This window comes from Ruegeria sp. CDSB117 (assembly GCF_059611005.1).
Genome location: NZ_JBXWOS010000002.1, coordinates 137,583 through 156,909, shown reverse-complemented (window position 1 = coordinate 156,909; position 19,327 = coordinate 137,583). Strand labels below are relative to the sequence as shown.

At 58.0% G+C, this 19,327-nt stretch carries 21 protein-coding genes; 8 read left to right on the top strand and 13 right to left on the bottom strand.

Going from position 1 to position 19,327, the window contains the following annotated elements; all coding sequences use genetic code 11:
- The first annotated feature begins 20 nt into the window (after positions 1–20).
- From purF to AC2FJC_RS03610, 3 genes are all read left to right on the top strand, one after another.
- Complete coding sequence (gene purF, locus AC2FJC_RS03620; protein WP_496738446.1) at positions 21–1,544, top strand: amidophosphoribosyltransferase; 1,524 nt, start codon at positions 21–23, stop codon at positions 1,542–1,544.
- Between the two features lie 269 nt (positions 1,545–1,813).
- Positions 1,814–2,062 carry a hypothetical protein gene (locus tag AC2FJC_RS03615; protein ID WP_282118283.1) on the top strand — a complete coding sequence of 83 codons (249 nt, stop codon included), beginning with the start codon at positions 1,814–1,816 and terminating at the stop codon, positions 2,060–2,062.
- Between the two features lie 41 nt (positions 2,063–2,103).
- Positions 2,104–2,748, top strand: coding sequence for an SDR family NAD(P)-dependent oxidoreductase (locus AC2FJC_RS03610; protein ID WP_496738445.1), 645 nt, complete (start codon positions 2,104–2,106; stop codon positions 2,746–2,748).
- Positions 2,749–2,807: 59 nt separating this feature from the next.
- On the opposite strand, the gene AC2FJC_RS03605 is transcribed toward AC2FJC_RS03610, so the two are convergent.
- The 4 genes from AC2FJC_RS03605 to AC2FJC_RS03590 form a co-directional block, all read right to left on the bottom strand.
- Complete coding sequence (locus AC2FJC_RS03605; protein ID WP_496738444.1) at positions 2,808–3,650, bottom strand: ATP-binding protein; 843 nt, start codon at positions 3,648–3,650, stop codon at positions 2,808–2,810.
- A gap of 117 nt (positions 3,651–3,767) precedes the next feature.
- Complete coding sequence (gene tatC / locus AC2FJC_RS03600) at positions 3,768–4,643, bottom strand: twin-arginine translocase subunit TatC (protein ID WP_496738443.1); 876 nt, start codon at positions 4,641–4,643, stop codon at positions 3,768–3,770.
- Complete coding sequence (gene tatB / locus AC2FJC_RS03595; protein ID WP_058271821.1) at positions 4,640–5,098, bottom strand: Sec-independent protein translocase protein TatB; 459 nt, start codon at positions 5,096–5,098, stop codon at positions 4,640–4,642. The genes tatC and tatB overlap by 4 nt, the downstream gene beginning before the upstream one ends.
- A gap of 6 nt (positions 5,099–5,104) precedes the next feature.
- Entirely contained in the window at positions 5,105–5,320 is a 216-nt protein-coding gene (locus tag AC2FJC_RS03590) for a twin-arginine translocase TatA/TatE family subunit (protein WP_058271822.1), read from the bottom strand.
- A 217-nt stretch (positions 5,321–5,537) separates the two neighbouring features.
- Here AC2FJC_RS03590 and AC2FJC_RS03585 point away from each other — a divergent pair, with 217 nt between their 5' ends.
- Both AC2FJC_RS03585 and AC2FJC_RS03580 read left to right on the top strand, forming a co-directional pair.
- Complete coding sequence (locus tag AC2FJC_RS03585; RefSeq protein WP_058278112.1) at positions 5,538–5,846, top strand: hypothetical protein; 309 nt, start codon at positions 5,538–5,540, stop codon at positions 5,844–5,846.
- A 15-nt stretch (positions 5,847–5,861) separates the two neighbouring features.
- Entirely contained in the window at positions 5,862–6,533 is a 672-nt protein-coding gene (locus AC2FJC_RS03580) for a helix-turn-helix transcriptional regulator (protein ID WP_496738442.1), read from the top strand.
- Positions 6,534–6,594: 61 nt separating this feature from the next.
- On the opposite strand, the gene AC2FJC_RS03575 is transcribed toward AC2FJC_RS03580, so the two are convergent.
- The 8 genes from AC2FJC_RS03575 to AC2FJC_RS03540 form a co-directional block, all read right to left on the bottom strand.
- Positions 6,595–7,764, bottom strand: a complete 1,170-nt coding sequence (locus AC2FJC_RS03575) for a peptidoglycan DD-metalloendopeptidase family protein (RefSeq protein ID WP_496738441.1) — start codon at positions 7,762–7,764, stop codon at positions 6,595–6,597.
- A 63-nt stretch (positions 7,765–7,827) separates the two neighbouring features.
- On the bottom strand, positions 7,828–8,478 hold the full coding sequence (locus AC2FJC_RS03570) for a protein-L-isoaspartate(D-aspartate) O-methyltransferase (protein ID WP_058271826.1): 651 nt from the start codon (positions 8,476–8,478) through the stop codon (positions 7,828–7,830).
- Positions 8,475–9,257 carry a 5'/3'-nucleotidase SurE gene (surE, locus tag AC2FJC_RS03565; protein ID WP_496738440.1) on the bottom strand — a complete coding sequence of 261 codons (783 nt, stop codon included), beginning with the start codon at positions 9,255–9,257 and terminating at the stop codon, positions 8,475–8,477. Before surE ends, AC2FJC_RS03570 begins: the two co-directional genes overlap by 4 nt.
- 120 nt (positions 9,258–9,377) lie before the next feature.
- Positions 9,378–10,463 (bottom strand): ABC transporter ATP-binding protein, encoded by a 1,086-nt coding sequence (locus AC2FJC_RS03560; protein WP_496721671.1) that lies wholly within the window; start codon positions 10,461–10,463, stop codon positions 9,378–9,380.
- Positions 10,464–10,543: 80 nt separating this feature from the next.
- Positions 10,544–11,590, bottom strand: a complete 1,047-nt coding sequence (locus AC2FJC_RS03555; RefSeq protein WP_496738439.1) for a methyltransferase domain-containing protein — start codon at positions 11,588–11,590, stop codon at positions 10,544–10,546.
- Positions 11,591–11,695: 105 nt separating this feature from the next.
- Entirely contained in the window at positions 11,696–12,808 is a 1,113-nt protein-coding gene (locus AC2FJC_RS03550) for a YhaZ family DNA alkylation repair protein (RefSeq protein WP_496738438.1), read from the bottom strand.
- A gap of 2 nt (positions 12,809–12,810) precedes the next feature.
- On the bottom strand, positions 12,811–13,590 hold the full coding sequence (locus tag AC2FJC_RS03545) for an SDR family oxidoreductase (protein ID WP_496738437.1): 780 nt from the start codon (positions 13,588–13,590) through the stop codon (positions 12,811–12,813).
- Positions 13,591–13,658: 68 nt separating this feature from the next.
- The gene (locus AC2FJC_RS03540) at positions 13,659–14,021 is read right to left on the bottom strand and encodes a SnoaL-like domain-containing protein (protein WP_496723112.1); all 363 of its coding nucleotides are present in this window, start codon (positions 14,019–14,021) and stop codon (positions 13,659–13,661) included.
- Positions 14,022–14,130: 109 nt separating this feature from the next.
- Between AC2FJC_RS03540 and AC2FJC_RS03535 the strand changes: the two genes are divergently transcribed.
- The 3 genes from AC2FJC_RS03535 (at position 14,131) to AC2FJC_RS03525 (ending at position 18,409) form a co-directional block, all read left to right on the top strand.
- Complete coding sequence (locus tag AC2FJC_RS03535) at positions 14,131–15,738, top strand: peptide chain release factor 3 (protein WP_496738436.1); 1,608 nt, start codon at positions 14,131–14,133, stop codon at positions 15,736–15,738.
- Between the two features lie 189 nt (positions 15,739–15,927).
- Positions 15,928–16,857, top strand: coding sequence for a glycosyltransferase family 2 protein (locus AC2FJC_RS03530; protein WP_496738435.1), 930 nt, complete (start codon positions 15,928–15,930; stop codon positions 16,855–16,857).
- A 184-nt stretch (positions 16,858–17,041) separates the two neighbouring features.
- Entirely contained in the window at positions 17,042–18,409 is a 1,368-nt protein-coding gene (locus tag AC2FJC_RS03525; protein ID WP_496738434.1) for a DEAD/DEAH box helicase, read from the top strand.
- On the opposite strand, the gene AC2FJC_RS03520 is transcribed toward AC2FJC_RS03525, so the two are convergent.
- Positions 18,406–19,308: an EamA family transporter gene (locus tag AC2FJC_RS03520; protein ID WP_496738433.1), complete on the bottom strand. Its 903-nt coding sequence runs from the start codon at positions 19,306–19,308 to the stop codon at positions 18,406–18,408. The two genes, AC2FJC_RS03525 and AC2FJC_RS03520, sit on opposite strands and share 4 nt — an antisense overlap.
- Positions 19,309–19,327: the final 19 nt, after the last annotated feature.

Here is a 19,327-nt window from a genome sequence, read left to right as displayed (position 1 = left end):
ATGGAAATTGGAGCCCGTATATGTGTGGCATTTTAGGGATCGCAAGCAGGACACATGATGTCTTTGCGGAAATCTATGACGGGCTGCTGATGTTGCAGCACCGGGGTCAGGATGCCTCGGGGATCGTGACTTATACTGGTGAGTTCTTCCGTGAGAAGAAAGCCAACGGGTTGGTCAAGGACGTCTTTAACGCCAATGACGCCGAGACCCTGCTAGGACAGGTCGGTATGGGGCATGTGCGCTATCCGACCGCCGGATCGCTCAGCGCGGCCGAGGCGCAGCCGTTCTTCGTCAACGCTCCCTATGGCATCTATTTGGTCCATAACGGCAACATCACTAACACCGCCGAGCAGCGCGAGAAAGTCACCGCCAAATACAGCCGCCATCTACGCACCACTTCGGATTCAGAGATTCTGCTGAATGTTCTGGCGGACAAAGTGGCCGACGCAATCAAGGTCAACGGCAATGCCGAACCCATCCGCAATATCTTTGCCGGTGTAAAGATGACAATGGAACGCGTTCAGGGTGCTTATTCAGTGATCTGTCTGGTGGCCGGTGTTGGTATGCTGGCGTTCCGCGATCCTTACGGCATTCGCCCCCTGTCGGTTGCCAAGCGCGATGTGGATGGGGACGGCGACGATTATGCCTTTGCGTCCGAAGACGTGGCATTCGGCATCAACGGATTTGAAAAGCTGCGCGATGTGAAACCGGGTGAGGCCATCCTGATTGACCTTGACGGTAACATGCACACGTTCCAGGCAGTCGAGGGCCAGCTGACCCCCTGTATCTTTGAATACGTCTACCTGGCCCGTCCGGATTCGCTGTTGGATGGTGTTTCGGTCTACAAAACCCAGATGCGTATGGGCCAGACGCTGGCGCGCCAGATTGAGGCTGCAGGCCTAGAGATCGACCGCATCATCCCTGTGCCGGACAGCGCGCGACCTGTGGCACTTGAGGTCGCGAAAGCCACGGGCATTCCTTACCGTGAAGGTCTGGTCAAGAACCGCTATGTAGGCCGCACATTCATCATGCCCGGTCAGGAAGAGCGTCAGAAATCCGTACGCCGCAAGCTGAACGCCGTTCCGTTGGAGTTCAAAGGCCATAACGTATTGCTGATCGACGATTCCATCGTGCGCGGCAACACGATCAAAAAAATAGTTCAGATGTGCCGCGAAGCCGGGGCCAAGAAGGTGTTCATCGCCAGCGCCTCGCCACCGGTAAAATTCCCCAACGTTTATGGTATCGACATGCCCACCAAGCACGAGTTGATCGCAAACGGTAAGAACATTGAGGATATCCGTCAGGAGCTGGGCGCAGACGCCCTGTTCTATCAGGATCTCGATGACCTGATTTGGTCCGCCAAGGAAGGTAACCCGGATATCGAATCCTTCGATTGCTCGTGCTTTGACGGGAATTACATTACCGGCAGCGTCAGCGAAGACTATCTGGACAGCCTCGAAAACAGCAGCCGGGTCAGCAAGAAAAAGCAGGACATGCAGGTGCCCGGCGGGTCCTGGAATGCGGCCAAACTGGCGTCCGGCTAAGAATACGCCCCCGAATCAGATTGCAGTGATGGCCCGTTTCGCAATTGCTATGCGGGCCTTTTCACGTATTGGCTGCGCCTGATCGGTTGGTTTTCGCGCACAACTTTTCGATGAAGAAACCGCAATTGCAGGGGCTTCGGCGGCGCAGCTATTCAACCGCGCAATCGCGCAATCCCCGCCCCTTTAGTTCCGGTCCTTCGTTTGATAGCGCATCTGCCGAACCACTCAAAAAGCAAGGGGTCAGGCCAACGCGGCCGGGGCCGGAAATCATGTCAAACGCCAACGTCAAAAACGCGGCCACACAGACAGGCGCGCTAAAGAAGAACTCAGTCGCTGTCCTGGGCATCTTTGGCCCAAAAGCTGACATGCGTGCGTTGGTGCGCCTGTCGTCAGGCCGGGTCAAAGAGGTCAAGCCCGGCAGCCGGGTGTCGTCGGGCACTGTGATTGCCATTGATGACGAAGGCGTCATGCTGCGACAAAGCGGCCAGACCAAGCGGATCGTCATCCCCGGAAGTTAATCTGCCTTGACGCCCTGCGCGCATGGGTTCAAACCGCCCTTATGACCGATCAGACTAAAATTGCCCTCATCACCGGGGCCTCGCGCGGTTTGGGTGCTGCCCTGGCCGAAGCTCTGGCACCCGAGTATCACATCGTCGCCGTCGCCCGCACCACTGGTGGGTTGGAAGAGCTGGATGACCGTATCAAATCCAAAGGTGGTGCGGCCACGCTTGCGCCGATGGACATCGCGGACCCGAACGCCATGGCGACCCTGTGCCGGGGGATTCATGACCGATGGGGCAAAGTTGATCTGTGGATGCACACTGCAGTCCACACCTCGGCCCTGACGCCTGCGCATTTCGTGGATCCCAAGGAATGGACGAAGGCGGTCAACATCAACGCAACAGCCACGTCGGTTTTGATCCCGTATATCGCGCCCCTGTTGGGCGACAGCGGCCATGCGGTGTTTTTTGACGATCCCAAGGCGGGTGAGAAGTTCTATGGCATCTATGGCGCAACCAAAGCCGCGCAACTGGCGCTTGCCCGCAGCTGGGCGGTAGAGACAGAACGTACAGGACCACGCGTTTCGATCGTGGAACCCGCACCGATGCCGACGGCCGTACGCGCCAGGTTCCATCCCGGCGAAGACCGCAATGCGTTGATAAACCCGGCGGATGAGGCTGCCAGAATTTTGGCATTGTTGTAGGAATTGCCCTTTAGGCCATGCCTCCAGTGGGGGTATTTTGGCCTGATGTAGCGGGCGGTCTACGCGATATGTACGCCGTTGCGCCCAGCCAGATCGACAAAGAACTGCCATGCCACGCGACCCGAGCGTCCGCCCCGGGTGGCTTGCCATTCGATGGCCTCGGCGCGCAGGATATCGGCGTCGATGGACACACCATGAGCCGCGCAATACCGGTCAATCATCGCAAGGTATTCATCCTGATCGCAGGGATGGAAACCCAGCCACAGGCCGAACCGGTCAGAGAGCGAGACTTTTTCTTCGACCGCCTCTGACGGGTTGATTGCGCTGGAGCGTTCGTTTTCGATCATGTCCCGCGGCATCAGGTGACGGCGGTTCGACGTCGCATAGAAAACAACGTTTTCGGGGCGGCCCTCGATGCCTCCGTCCAGCACCGCCTTGAGGGACTTGTAATGCTGGTCATCGTGGCTGAAGGACAGGTCATCACAGAACAGGATGAACCGGTGTGGAGCCGCGCGCAGATGGTTGAGAAGACGCGCGACCGAGCCCATGTCTTCACGCTGAAGTTCGACCAGTTTGAGGTCAGGAAATTCCGCCTGCAACGTACCGTGGACAGCTTTGACGAGGCTGGATTTGCCCATACCCCGTGCGCCCCACAACAGCGCGTTGTTGGCCTTGCACCCGGCCGCAAAGCGGCGCGTGTTGTCCAGCAACGTATCGCGTGAGCGGTTGATACCCACCAGCAGGTCCAGATCGACACGGTTGACCTGTTTGACCGGCTCAAGCTGGTCCGGCTCGACTTGCCAGACAAAAGCCGGGGCTGCCGCGAAGTCAGGCGCGGCCAAAGGCGCCGGTGCCATGCGTTCCAAGGCGTCAGCGATACGGTTCAGGGCTTGGTCGTTCATAGGCGCCTCCGGTCGGTTTTGCTGGGTTCAAACCATGTTCCGCCGGGCGCAACAAGAGCCGCGCACAAAAAAGGCGCGCCCCCAACGGGCGCGCCTGATTGTTACCGATCATCAGGATTACTTGCCTTCTTCTTCCTGAATGATCTCTTCATCCGCTTCTTCTTCGTCGTCATAGTATCCATCGGCGCGCAGTTGTTCCTCGCGCTTCTTCTCAACACGTGCGACCAGGAAGATCGAAATTTCGTACAGCCCGTAGACAACCACAAACAGAATGACCTGAGTGATCACGTCAGGCGGTGTCACCAGCGCGGCCAGTACCAGAATGGCGACCACCGCGTACTTACGCACGGCCCCCAGACCTTCAGCAGTTACCAGCCCGGCTTTGCCCATCAGCGTCAGTAGAACGGGCAGTTGGAAGCAAAGGCCAAAAGCCACGATGAACTTGATGGTCAGGTTCAGGTATTCCTGTGCCGAGCCCTGGAACACGACACTCAGCGGCGCAGTAGCAGTTCCGTCAACTACTGCTTCGCCTTCTGCTCCGAATTGCTGGAAGCCAAGGAAGAAGTCATAAGCCAGCGGCGTGACCACGTAGAAGGCAAAGCTCGCCCCCAGCAGGAACATGAATGGCGATGCCAGCATGAACGGCAGAAACGCGTTCTTTTCCGACCGGTACAGGCCCGGTGCCACGAACCGCCACATCTGCATCCCGATATAGGGGAACGCCAGAATGAAGCCGCCCAGAAGCGAGACCTTGATGGCGACAAAGAACCCTTCCTGCGGTGAAATGAAGATCAAATCACAATCCTGCCCGCGCTCGGACAACACCTCGCACAATGGGTTTGTCAGGAAGTTAAACAGCGGCGTAGCGACCGTGAAACAGATTATCATCCCGATCAGGAACGCCACGACGCAGTGAATCAACCGCGTGCGCAGTTCTGCCAGATGCTCGATCAATGGGGCCGAGCTGTCTTCGATCTCGTCGGTATTGCTCATGTCTTGCTTTCAGTATTCAGCGCGGCTTCGGCCTCTTCAGCCTTGGCTAGCGCATCCGCAGCTTCTTTGGCCTTACGCTCGGCAGCGGCACGCGCGGTCGAGGCCTGAATCTTCTTGGCCTGCTCGGCACGTTCAGCAGCCAGCTTGCCTGTCTCGCTGTCGGGGTCGAACTTGGTCGGGTCCATGCTCTTGGCCATTTCCTGTGCGGCTTCTTTGACGCCGTCCATGGCGGTGTTCACAGGATTGGTGGCCGCATTCAGACCCTTCTTGATCTCGTTCACGCCCGCCTGATCTGCTGCCTCGTTCATGGCGCTGCTGAACTCGCGCGCCATGCCACGGGCCTTGCCAACCCAGCGGCCGACATTGCGGAACAACACTGGCAGGTCCTTTGGCCCCACAACGATCAGGGCAACAACGCCGATGACCAGAAGCTCGGTCCAGCCCAGATCAAACATCTGCGCTTAGACCTTGTCTTTGTCTGTCTCGGGCGTGACGTCTTTGGCCACCTCGGACGCGTCCTGCTCCAACTCGTCCGCACCTTCTTTGACGCCCTTCTTGAACGAGGTGATGCCTTTGCCCACTTCGCCCATAAGCGAGCTGATTTTGCCGCGGCCAAACAGCACCAGCACCACAACGGCAATCAGCAGAAGACCGGGAAGTCCGATATTGTTAAGCATGTCTCTTCTCCTTTGAAGTCGGCGCAAGCGCGCCGGGAATATGATCTGGCACTGTGTTTACGCGCGGGCGGTCCATCGCAAAAGCGTGTCGGCCCGGTTCTGTGCCCAAAAATGAACGGATCACGCGATTTTTGAGGACTCGCAATTCTCAACTGACAGGTTTATGTCAGTTGAGAGCGCGTAGAACGGCCCTGTCTCATCAAATCAGGAGCATGACGTGACACAAATCGCAGAAACCGTAACCTTCAAACTCGCAGCCGATGTAACAAAAGAGGATTTCGTGAACATCATGAAAGGCACCGAATCCTTTGTTCGGAACGCAGATGGCTTTGTCTTTCGGCGCCTCAGCGCAGGGGATGATGGGCTTTGGACCGACACCGTCATCTGGGCCGACATGGATTGCGCTCAATCCGCCGCCGCAGCTTTTCCAAAGCAGGATTTCGCTCCTGCGGTGATGGCCGCAATCGCGCCGGACACGGTGACTATGCGCCACGATGCAATCCATTGGACCATCGGAGCGTCATGACACACAGGACATCCCATGCGCCGCTCTGACCGGCTGTTCGATATCATCCAGATCCTGCGCGACGGCAAACTGCACCGTGCGCAGGACATCGCGGACCGGCTTGAGGTGTCGGTCCGCACCATCTATCGCGACATGGATACGCTGGTTGCCTCGGGCGTCCCGGTCGAGGGCGAACGCGGCGTGGGCTACATGGTGCATGAGCAGATCACCCTGCCCCCGCTGAACCTGACCCCTGCCGAGCTTGAGGCGTTGAACCTCGGTATGGCCATCGTGGCCGAAGCCGCAGACCCCGAACTCAAGGCCGCAGCCACGTCGCTGGCCGACAAGGTCGATGCCGTGTTGCCCACGCAGGTCGTGGCCGAGGCTGACAGTTGGAAATTTGCGGTCTATCCCTTTGCCGATGCGGCTCGAGGGCTGGCGCATATGGCCCCGATCCGCGCCGCCATCAAATCCCGCCAAAAACTCCGGCTGTCTTACCGTCGGATCGACGGCGTTCTGACTGATCGGGTCATACGCCCGCTGCACATGGAATACTGGGGGCGCGTCTGGACCCTGACGGCATGGTGCGAGTTACGTCAGGGGTTCCGTGTTTTTCGCATAGACCTGATCGAAACAATCTTGCCCCTGCCCGAGGTCTTCGCAGACGAGCCCGGCAAGAGCCTTAGCGATTATGACCCGCACGCCTGACAGGTCTCGTCTTCTCTCGAATACTCTGGCAGAAGGCACATCTCGCTCGGGGCCATAACCCTCACCGCAGATAGGGTTCCGGATCGACAGATTCGAACCCTTTACGCACCTCGAAATGAACGTAGGCATTGTCGCCGCCGCGCAAGGAGGCGATCTTTTGGCCGCGCTTGACGCGAGCACCCTTTTTCACAGTGATGTTCTCGACATTCGCGTAGACGGTCAACAGATCGCTGTTGTGCTTTACCACAATGATCGGCACCTGATCCGCGTCCGCCGTGATTGCGGCAACAGTACCCGCAGCGGCAGCGTTAACCGGGCTACCCGGCGAGGCCGCAATGTCGATGCCTTCGTTCGAGCCCTTTTTATAGGTGCGGATGATCGTACCTGTGACAGGCAGTCCAAGCGCAGAATTGCTTTGCGTAGTTGGCGCTTCGGCGGTCACGTCAGGTGCGGGCTCGGCGGGCTTGATGACTTCATCCGGCAGAGGTTGCGTCGCGCTGGGCGGCGTCGGTGTCGGCGATCCCTGCCCAGGTTGGGTGATCGTAGTCGCAGGGACTGTTGTCACGGCGGCCGCCTCCTGACGGGGCGCAGGCTGGTTCTTGATAGGAATCAGCAGAAACTGTCCTTCACGCACGGTAAAGTCCGACCCCAGCCCGTTCCACTCGGCCAAGGCATCTACCGGCACGTTATACAGGCGCGCGATCGTATACGCGGTTTCGCCGCGCTTGACCTTGTGGCGAATGGGCTCGGGTCCCGTCGGCGCAGGGGCCGATGCAGGCGCGGCGGTTGGTTGTGCCGGTTCCAGCGTCGATGTGCGCACCGACCCATCCGCCGGAGCTGCGTCAATCGCAGTGCCTGCAATTGTCGCGATATCAACAGAGCTGGCCGCGCTGACGGTACGCGGCAAGGCCACCACTTCGCCATCACGCAGTTGGTCCGCAGCTTGCAATCCGTTAAAACGCGCGACTTCCGCTGCCGGTAATCCGACCCGGGCGGCGACATCGCCAACCGTGTCGCCCCGGCGCGCAACGGCCACTTGATAATTGGGATAGGTGATCACGCCACGCGCATCCGGTGCCGGCCGGTTGGCAGTGGCCGCCTGCGCCGCATCGGCCGTGGAAAACCCGCCGACATTACCGCGCAGATCATAATCTATGGGGCCTTCGCATCCCGCGAGGAACGCCAAAGACGCAACACCTGCTGCGACTGCTGATTTGGAAACTGCTCTCATTTTACTGTCCTCACCGCCTGCCCCTGTTGTCCGGGGTTCCAGCGCTTATCGCAAAATATTTCTTTACGCTCCGTCTTTGCCAAGCCCTTCTAGCAGGGGCACGAACCGAACGGGCAACAATTCATCATAGTCCAGGCCGGTCTCGGTGCGTCTGACCCGGATCAGGGTCTGAACCGCATCCGACTGTCCCACCGGCAAAACCATGATACCGCCGATTTTGAGCTGCGCCAAGAGCGGCCCAGGCGGGTCCTCGGCGGCGGCTGTCACAATGATACGATCAAACGGGGCTTGTTCCGACAAACCGAACGACCCATCCGACAGCATCGCCGTCACATTGGTCATCCCCAATTCGCGAAATAGCTCGCCAGTTTCGCGCACCAGACGTTTATGACGTTCGACGGTATAGACCCGGCGCGCCAGCTTGGACAGAACCGCGGCCTGATAGCCCGAGCCTGTACCAACCTCCAGCACCGTATCACGGGGGCGCACATCCAAAGCCTGTGTCATCAGCCCCACCACCGAAGGCTGGCTGATCGTCTGGCCACAGGCAATCGGCAGCGGTGTATCCTCATAAGCGCGCTCGGCAAACAGACCCTTGACGAAACGGCCCCGGTCGACCTGTTCCATCGCGGCGAGAACGCGCGCATCCGTTACGCCGCGCGACCGCAGAGCAAATAGGAACTGCATGGTTGTTTCTGGATCAAGCCCGCTCATTCGACCGACTTCAGTTGTTCCAGAACGTCATGAGCCGTCAAGTCCGCACGCATCGGTGTGACCGAAATGTAGCCCCCAAGGTTAACTGCCGCATCGGTTCCGGGTGCTGTCGGATTGTGCTGATAGCCGCCCTTGATCCACAGGAACCGCCGACCCGAGGGCGAACTGTGCGGTTCAACCGAGAAATTGGTATCCCGGCGAAAACCCTGCGGCGCGATGCGCGTCCCCAGAACCTCATCCGCCGGCACGGGTGGGAAATTCACGTTGTAAAACAGGCGGTAATCGACTTGCTCTTCAGGCGTTGCTTTCAGAATTCGCCGCACGAGGTCGGCCCCGTAACGCGTTGCAGCCTCAAATGGATCGCCCAACCCAAGGTTACGAGGGCCAAAATACTGCGACAAGGCAATTGCAGGAATACCCTGCAGGGCGGCTTCCATCGCCCCACCCACCGTGCCGGAATACAGCGTGTTCTCGGCCGAATTGTTGCCCCGGTTCACACCGGACAACACCAGATCGGGCGGCGTGTCCTTCATGACGTCGTGCAGCCCAGCCAACACACAGTCAGCGGGCGAGCCTTCGGCGGCAAAGCGGCGTTCGCCCAGCTTGGCGACCATCATCGGGTGGGTATAACTGATGCAGTGGCCCACACCTGATTGTTCGAATGCAGGCGCGACGACCCAAACTTCACCATCCGGGCCTGCCAGATCGGAGGCAATCGCCTCAAGTGCGATCAGCCCCGGGGCATTGATCCCGTCATCATTGGTCAGAAGTATACGCATAAGCCCCATCCACCCGGCGTTTTGCCCTTGATAGACCCGCCCCCGCGTCGCGGCAAGCAAAGCGCGCGTCCAATCTGATGCTTTCGCGCACCACTTGGCGCTAAACTGTGGCTTTCCAGCCTAAACCGGGAAAACGAAACACCTGTCACGGCGGATGGTCAGCCACATGACCCGTCCCGGGCTGGGAACAAAGACATTGGGCACCGTCGCCCTCAGGATCGAGCCATCATGGTCCATCCGAAATTCAACAAGGCTTTCGTTGCCCAAAAACCGTGCCCGCTCGACCACGCCTCGCGCGGCAACGCCGTCGGTCGGTGTCGGCAGCGGCCCCTTGCCGTTTCGGTCAAAGTCCAGCCGCACGTGCTGCGGGCGGAACACGATCTCGACATCCGTATTGTCCGGAACGCCGGGTGCCAGAAATTGCCCGAATGGCGTTTCGGCCAAGGCGCCATTCACTTTGGATGGCAAAACATTGATATCACTAAAAAACGCCACCGCCGCCTTGTCCGCCGGGCGGGTAAAGACGTTGTAGGGCGCGCCTTGTTGCACGACTTTTCCCCGCCGCATCAGGGCGATTTCATCCGCCATGCGCATCGCTTCTTCCGGCTCATGCGTGACTAGAACAACAGCGGCGTCCTCTTCCTTGAGGATCGCAAGCGTTTCATCCCGAATGCCGTCCCGCAACCGGTTATCGAGGCCCGAGAAAGGCTCGTCCATCAACATGATCCGCGGACGCGGAGCCAATGCGCGGGCCAGTGCCACACGTTGCTGCTCGCCACCTGACAGATGATGCGGGTAGTCATCGACGAAACGCATCAGGTCGACTTTGCGCAGCAGCGCTTCGACGCGGGCGCGTTTTTCGTCCCTATGCCCCTTCAGGCCAAAGGCCACATTGTCGGCAACGCTGAGATGCGGAAACAGGGCAAAGTCCTGAAACATCAGCCCTATTTCGCGCCGCTCGGGCGGTACACGAAACACCGTGTCACAGATCAGCTTGCCATCGACGTAGATTTCACCGGATTCCTGCATCTCGACGCCCGCGATCATGCGCAGCGTCGTGGACTTGCCGCAGCCCGAAGGCCCCAACAAACAGGTCACCTGCCCCGCCCGCACCGTCAGTGAGACGTCATCCACGACAACCCGCCCCTCATACCGGGCGATCAGATTTCGGATTTCCAACCGAGGAGGAGTAGCGTTTTCTGTCACCGATGGGCCCCGTTGCCTTTCCCGATCAATTCCATCGGGCTTAGGCGGGGATAACAACCCCGCACCTCAGGTGCAAGAGATCAGCAACAGCCGCCGGATGGGGCCTCGCCCGTTGCTTCAAACGGGCTTTCACCACCGCAGCCTTCGAATATCCCGTAATGGGTCGAGAAATCGCCAATGAAGTCGAAATGCCGGGCAAAACGGGTGTCTTTCAACATCATCCACGTGTTGCCGCAGACAGGAAAGACCTTGCCTGCCTGGATCGCGTGGTGATCATCCAGTTCGAACAGATGCGGGGCGTTCGGGATGGTGCCCTTGTAGATCACGGCCTGGCCATAATCCTCACAGTCTGGTTCCAACTCGGGTAGCTTGAACAGACGGTAGGTGGCGGAAAGGAATTTGAGAGGCGCAACACGCTCTTCGAGCACCACGTTTTCAATAGTCAGCGGACGATGCGTGACCCGGCGCGGGTCGCCAAAGCCAGCCTTACGCGACATCGACAGGAAATCGTTCCAATACAACGCGCCGGACAGGCATTCACCGTACAAGACCTCATCCTCGGCCATCTCTTTAGGCACTCGGCGGTCGGCGTAGACGTCCGAGAAATACATCTCGCCCCCGTCTTTCAGCAACCGATGCGCCCCACGCAAAACAGCCTCTTTATCAGTGGCCAGATTGATCACGCAGTTCGAGACGATAATGTCAAAAGAACCGGGTTCCAGGTCAAGCTCATCCAGCTTTTCGATATAGCCATGGTGGAATTCCACATTGCTGTCAGAATGCCCAAAGGCTTGCGCGTGATAATCCTGATGCGCGCGCGCTACGTCCAATTGCTCCGGCGTCATGTCCACACCGACAACGCGCCCCTTTTCACCTACCATGGCAGACAAAGCATAAACATCACGTCCCGCACCACAGCCAAGATCCAGAATGCTCATCCCCTCAAGGTCGTGCGGAGCGATCAGACCGCAGCCATAGTAGCGCGTCAGAACTTCATCATGAATTTTCGACAGGATCTTTTTGACATGATCCGGCATGTCATCAGGCGTACAACACGCGTTTGTCTGCAAGTCCGAGCTGCCCTGCAATACTTCGCCATAGTAATTCTGCACTGACTCATGCTTCATTGCGGTTATCCTTCTGTCTGATGGCTGCATAGCAGCTAATGCAGCGCGGGGCTTGGCGCAATCCGGGCCTTTAAAATCTGACGAAAGCGTGAGGGGTTGTAGGGGTTATGCTAACAGTTCGAAATCAACACCCGCGCGCAGTTTGCCGTTCACCTGTATCTCAAGCCGATGCGTACCCGGGATCAGTTTGAACGTGGTCGCATCACCTTTAAGCTTGTGCTTTTTGGTCAGGGTAAGAGCACCATCTGCTAACGCGGACTGTTTCAGCTTGTGCACTTTGGCTGAGGTTTTACCACCAGGCCTTTGAAAATGAACAACGTAATCCACCAAAACAGGTTGGTCACCGTTACCACTCAGCATTACATCGAATTCCAGCGCACCGCCGATCTGGGCATCACCCTTGATGGTGACATCGGCCGAAACTTTCGCATCCGGGTCGAAGCCCAGCATTTTCATGGCGCGCGGATGGCCTGCTTTCACAAGCCCGCGCAAGGTGTGCGAGGTCATCCAACCCATCTCGGCCTGATCCTGCTGTCCGTTCCTAGTCCAGTCCTGCAACCGGTCCAAAACCAGATCCGGGTCTTTCTTGGTGATGTCGTTCAGGTGGTTGGCCACCGACCGCGTGACATATCGCGTCCCATCGGCATGCAGCCGATCCAGTAAAGGCAGCGGATCGGTCAGGTCCAGCCCCACCGCCTGCCCCCAAGGCAGACGCGGCCTTGTGCCTTCGCTTACAAGTCGGCGCACGTGATAGCTGTCATGTGCACACCACTCCTGCATCCGCGCCAGCACCTGTTCCTGATGGGTGTTGAGGAACGGACGTATGGCCCATTCCATTGAAAACCTTTGGGTCAATTCCTCAAGCACATCCAATGACTGCCTCGGATGATCCAGCCCCACGGCAACAACCCAGTCACCCAGCGGCGCAAAGATGAAATCACCAAAATCATCATCCGTTTTGCCGGGATCCAAAGGCGGCGGCAAGGCGCGCAGCAGCGTAGGTGCGATCTGAGGCAAGTCGCCCGGCACCGCCTGTTGCAGACATTCGGCGATCCAGGCCATCCTCTCTTTCAGCTCCAGATCCAGCAGGCGTGACATGACCTGTGCCTCGAACGCCTCGGCATCAAAGGACGGGTCCGCGCCCGCGAAAAGCCCCGCCAAATAGCGGGTCTTTTCGACATTAAACAGTTGATCTTTAAGCGAGAAGTTTTGAGCCATGATCACATCGTCAGGTTGGTGGCGCCACCATCCAGCAGTATGTTCTGCCCGACAATGAAACCGGCATTCTGCGAACACAGGAACGCACAGGCTGCACCAAATTCTTCACGCGTTCCATACCGGCGCGCCGGGATGGTTGCCGCGCGTTCAGCGCGCGCCTCGTCCATCGAAATTCCTTTTTGCGCGGCGACACCACCATCCAATGAGTCCGCCCGGTCAGTGGCGTGAATTCCCGGCAGCAAGTTGTTGATCGTCACACCTTTTGGTGCAACCTGACGCGCAGTTCCGGCAACATAGCCTGTCAAGCCGGTGCGGGCTGCATTCGACAGACCCAGCGCAGGGATCGGTGCGCGCACAGATTGCGAGGTGATATTCACCACCCGGCCCCAGCCCTTGTCCATCATCCCCGGCAACAGTGCCTTCATGAAGGCAATCGGCGTCAGCATGTTAGAGTCCAGCGCCTTAATAAAATCGTCACGATCCCAGTCCGACCACAAACCGGGCGGCGGACCACCGGCATTTGTCACAAGAATATCAACACCCTGCGCGGCTTCGACTACCTGCACCTGTCCTTCAATCGAAGTCACATCGCAGGCAATAGTCTGAACCTGTACGCCATGTTCAGCGCGAATGCGGTCAGCCGATGCCTCCAAAGCCTCGGGCCCGCGCGCGTTCATCACCAGATTAACACCCGCTGCGGCCAGTGCCTCAGCACAACCCAGACCCAAACCTTTGCTACTGGCGCAGACCAGCGCACGTTTACCTTTGATCCCAAGATCCATCTGATCCTCCCTGTCTTTGCCGCACATCTAGCACCAGCCTTTTAGGGAAGACCAGAAACCAAAACACGTTAGTAAAAGAACTCTTCGCGCACGATCTTACCATCCGCCACGTGGTAAATGGCGACTTCACGCATATCAAAGCTGTCACCGCTTTCCTTCACTGTGCCCTTTACTTCGAAAATTACGGCAAAGCGGTCCTCACCATGCACAAATGGGTCACTTACCGAAGTTTTTGTCACATCATGTGCGCCTTCCCACCATTCTTGTTTGCCACGGATCGCGTCGCGGCCGGCGACTTCGCGCCCCATGCCCGAGTAATCCACGGCTTCGACGGAAACGGCATCGTCCGCATAGAGCTTATCCAAATTCGCTTTGGCCCGGCCTTCTCGGCAACCAGCGACCAGTTCGTTTGCGATTTCTTTTAAATTCATCACACCTCTCCATCATTTGTTCACTATATGTTCTTTTTGCCATTATCAGGCGATTCTGAACACCCCCTTTGTCTTGCCTCGGCAGAATTCCCCGCATATACGCGCGTTCATGCTTGATATCGCCTCGAACCAACCCGTTTTGCCGCCCGAGATCGCCCGGCGCCGGACATTCGCCATCATCTCGCACCCGGATGCGGGCAAAACGACGCTGACTGAAAAGTTCCTGTTGTACGGGGGCGCTATTCAGATGGCCGGTCAGGTGCGCGCCAAGGGCGAAGCCCGGCGGACGCGTTCGGACTTTATGCAGATGGAGAAGGATCGGGGCATCTCGGTTTCCGCATCGGCAATGTCCTTTGACTATGACACCTTCAGGTTCAATCTGGTGGATACGCCCGGTCACAGTGATTTCTCGGAAGACACCTATCGCACGCTGACCGCTGTGGACGCCGCCGTGATGGTGATCGACGGCGCGAAAGGTGTGGAAAGCCAGACGCAGAAATTGTTCGAGGTCTGCCGCCTGCGCGATCTGCCGATCCTGACCTTCTGTAACAAGATGGACCGCGAAAGCCGCGATACGTTCGAGATCATCGACGAAATCCAGGAAATGCTGGCGATCGACGTTACCCCTGCCGCATGGCCTATCGGCGTAGGTCGCGATTTCATCGGCTGCTACGACATGCTGCGCGACCGGCTGGAACTGATGGACCGCGCCGATCGTAACAAAGTGGCCGAAAGTATCGAAATCAACGGGTTGGATGACCCGAAACTGGCCGAACACGTGCCCGAGCACCTGTTGGAAAAGTTCCTGGAAGAGGTTGAGATGGCGCGCGAGCTGCTGCCCGCCATGGACCCGCAGGCGGTGCTTGAGGGGCATATGACCCCGATCTGGTTCGGCTCGGCGATCAACTCGTTCGGTGTGAAGGAACTGATGGAAGGCATTGGTGCCTACGGCCCCCAGCCGCAGATCCAGTCTGCCGAACCGCGTCAGATTGCACCCGACGAAAAGAAAGTCGCGGGTTTTGTCTTCAAGGTTCAAGCCAATATGGACCCAAAGCACCGCGACCGCGTGGCGTTTGTTCGTATGGCATCGGGCCATTTCAAGCGTGGCATGAAGCTGACCCATGTGCGGTCGAAAAAACCGATGGCAATTTCGAACCCTGTGCTGTTCCTCGCATCGGACCGGGAACTGGCCGAAGAGGCTTGGGCTGGTGATATCATCGGCATCCCCAACCACGGCCAATTGCGCATCGGCGACACGCTGACCGAAGGCGAAGCGATCCGGGTTACTGGCATCCCCTCATTCGCGCCTGAACTGCTGCAGACCGTGCGGCCCGGCGACCCGATGAAAGCCAAACATTTGGAAAAGGCGCTGATGCAATTTGCCGAGGAAGGCGCGGCCAAGGTGTTCAAACCCTCAATCGGATCGGGCTTTATCGTTGGCGTCGTTGGCGCGCTGCAATTTGAAGTGCTCGCCAGCCGTATCGAGATGGAATACGGCCTGCCCGTTCGGTTCGAAGCATCTCAGTTCACCTCGGCCCGCTGGGTCAGCGGTGACAAGGCCGAGGTCGAAAAGTTCGTCAACGCCAACAAGCAGCACATCGCTCACGATCATGATGGCGACATCGTCTATCTGACGCGTCTTCAGTGGGACATCGACCGGGTCATCCGCGACTATCCCGAACTGAACCTGACGGCCACGAAAGAAATGATGGTGTGATGCGTCAGGCTGATTGCACAGGCAACATGGCCTGTGCAATTTTACCCGCATGAATGACGACTTCCAGACGCCCACAGGCGCACTACACGGGTTCGGTGCCCAGAAAAAACTTTTTGAATTCAGCGTGGAATCGCCCGATCCTGATTCCTGCATTGCGCGTGAATATGGCGTCACACAACAGGTCTGGGCATGACGACCTGGGGCATCGTTTCAATGGTTCGCGGATCGACCCGCGACATACTCAGGTTCGCGGCCCATCACCTCGACCTAGGTGCGGATTATCTGTACATCTACCTGGACGAACCCAACCGTGAGGCGCACCGGGCCCTCAGGAAACACCCGAAAATCAGAGCCCGAATCTGCGACGATGCTTTTTGGGAGAAACGCAAACGCGACCGACCGGAACGCCATCAGGTTCGTCAGACGCTGCATGCCACATTCGCCTATCGCAACACCGATCTGGACTGGCTGGCCCATATCGACGTGGACGAGTTCCTGTGGTCTTCAAAACCCATCCGGGAGCAGTTGCAATCCGTCCCCGCCGACATCCCAGCCGTCCGTGTCCGGCCAATGGAGGCAATGGCAAGCGGCGAGGATCTGTTCAAGGCGCATATCCCCAGCGGCCCGGACCGCTCAGCCATGGTGCAGTCCATCTATCCCAACTATGGCGGCTTTGTACTCGGCGGGTTCCTCAGCCACGTTCAGGGTAAGCTGTTCGTCCGCACAGGCATGGAAAAGCTGAACTTTCGCATCCACAACCTGTTTCAAAACAAAAAGCTTCTGCCCTGCAAATTCGAACTTCCGGGGTTGGAGCTGTGTCATCGCCACGCCCCTGGCTGGGACCACTGGGCGGCGCATTATCAGTTTCGGATGGCGCGTGGGTCCTATCAACCCGGCATGTCCCCTAATGTTCCGCGCGAACTGGGCGGTCTGAACAAGAATGAGTTGTTCAACTGGATCGAGACAGAACAAGGCCAGGACGGCTTGCGCGCGTTCTTTGACGAAATTAGCGGTGCCGATCCCGGCGTACGCGCTCGTCTCGAAGAATATGGGTTGATCCGGCACAGACCGCTGGATCTGGACGCGAAAGTTGCGAAACACTTCCCCGGAAGCTGCTGAATTGTTGCGGAAAACCAGCAGTGGGCGCTAGCGACGCCAGGTTAAAACCTCTTCATTTGACCCTGCCTCATGATTTTGTTATGTCCGCGCAAAGCCGAAATGTGCCTGACAGCGCATGGCCATCCGGGCCCGGCATTCCATTGACGCGCGGGCCAGGTCTAGTGTCCGCATGAACCGGACATACATGACAAAATTTAACGAACTGAACCTGAACCCGAAGGTCCTCAAAGCCATTGAGGAAGCCGGATACGAATCCCCTACCCCAATTCAGGAAGGCGCGATACCCGCGGCCCTGGAAGGGCGCGATGTTCTGGGCATTGCTCAGACAGGGACCGGCAAGACTGCAAGTTTCACGCTGCCGATGATCACCTTGCTGGCCCGTGGGCGCGCGCGTGCGCGTATGCCGCGTTCGCTGGTGCTGTGCCCCACACGGGAACTGGCCGCGCAGGTGGCTGAGAATTTCGACACCTACGCCAAACATTTGAAACTGACCAAAGCGCTGTTGATTGGCGGCGTCAGCTTTAAAGAGCAGGACGCGTTGATCGACCGCGGCGTGGACGTTCTGATCGCCACACCGGGTCGCCTGCTGGACCATTTCGAGCGCGGCAAGCTGTTGTTGACCGGCGTTCAGATCATGGTTGTAGATGAAGCAGACAGAATGCTCGACATGGGATTCATCCCCGATATCGAACGCATCTTCTCGCTGACGCCGTTCACGCGCCAAACCCTGTTCTTCTCGGCCACTATGGCACCCGAGATTGAACGTATCACCGACACGTTCCTGTCCGCGCCCACCCGCGTCGAGGTCGCCCGTCAGGCCACCGCGTCCGAGACCATCGAACAGGGTGTTGTCATGTTCAAAGGCGGTCGCCGCGATCGCGAAGCCAGTGCCAAGCGCAAGGTTCTGCGTGCGCTGATCGATGCCGAAGGTGAAAAATGCACCAACGCAATCATCTTCTGCAATCGCAAAACCGATGTAGATATCTGCGCGAAGTCGTTGAAAAAATACGGATATGACGCTGCAGCGATCCACGGTGATCTGGACCAATCACAGCGGATGAAAACTCTTGATGGTTTCCGCGACGGCTCCTTGCGCCTGCTGGTCGCCTCAGACGTGGCCGCGCGCGGCCTTGATGTGCCGTCGGTGAGCCATGTGTTCAATTTCGACGTTCCCGGACACCCTGAAGACTACGTGCACCGAATTGGCCGTACAGGTCGCGCCGGACGCGATGGCAAAGCAATTACGATCTGTTCAGGGCGAGATGAAAAAGCCCTGGCCGCAATTGAAAAGCTGATCCAAAAAGAAATTCCCAGGCTCGACAACCCGGTTCAGGCTGAAGAGCCCAAAGCCAAAGAAGAAGCGCCAAAGCCTGAGCGGAAAGCCAAACCGACTGACGCCAAGAAAAGCGAAAGCAGGAAGAGCGACCGGAAGAAGGACAAAGAACCCAAGGGCCGTGGCCGCAGAGACGACAAAGGCCCTGCTGTTGTCGGCATGGGCGATCACATGCCCAGCTTCATCGCCCTCAGCTTTGACGAGCGCCGCGCAGGCTAAATCGTAAGTACCAGTGCCAGTATCGAGGCACCAAGCAAGGTCATCCCGGCGATTTCGCGCCGGGTGATTTTTTCGCGGAAAAACAAGATCGAGGCGAATAGGCTGAAGATCAGTTCAACCTGGCCCAGTGCTTTGACATAGGCCGCGTTTTGCAGCGTGAAGGCAAAAAACCAGCAGAACGAACCGCACAGGCTGGTGAGGCCGACGAAAACGCCGGTTCGACGTGTGTCCCAAACTGCGCGCAACTCAGCCCGGTCGCGCCATAACAACCACAATCCCATGCTCAGGAATTGGTACGACACGACCACAGCCAATGTGATCAGCGCCCGATACCACGGGTCAATGTCTCCCAACTCCAAAGATGCTCCGCGATAACTGACGGATGAGAAGGCGAACAGAACGCCAGAACCCAACCCAAGGCGCGATGCCCGGTTGGTGAGATGTGCCCACCAAACCCCTTCCCCGCCGGGATTTTTCGACAATAGCAGGACGGCCACCAGTCCCAGAATTATCGCAAACAATGCGCCCGAGGACACCTGATCACCCAAGACAAGAAATCCGACGATGGCAGTCTGGATAACCTCGGTCTTCTTGAATGTAATGCCGACGGCGAAATTACGCTGTTTGAACAGGGACACCACACAAATGGTCGCCAATATCTGCGTTGTCCCACCGATCACTGCAAACAGCCAGAATCTTCCGGTCAGGACTGGCAGGCTGTAACCGGTTACCTTCATTGCCACGACCAACCCGAGAACGGCCAAAGGCATGGAATAAGCAAATCGAGCAAAAGTCGCACCGGCAGCCGTGAGTTTCACGGTGCTCAGCAATTTTTGCAGCATGAACCGCACGGTCTGAAATGCCGCGGCGGCGATGGTGACGGGAATCCACAAACTCATGAATTCCCTTGTGTCGTCA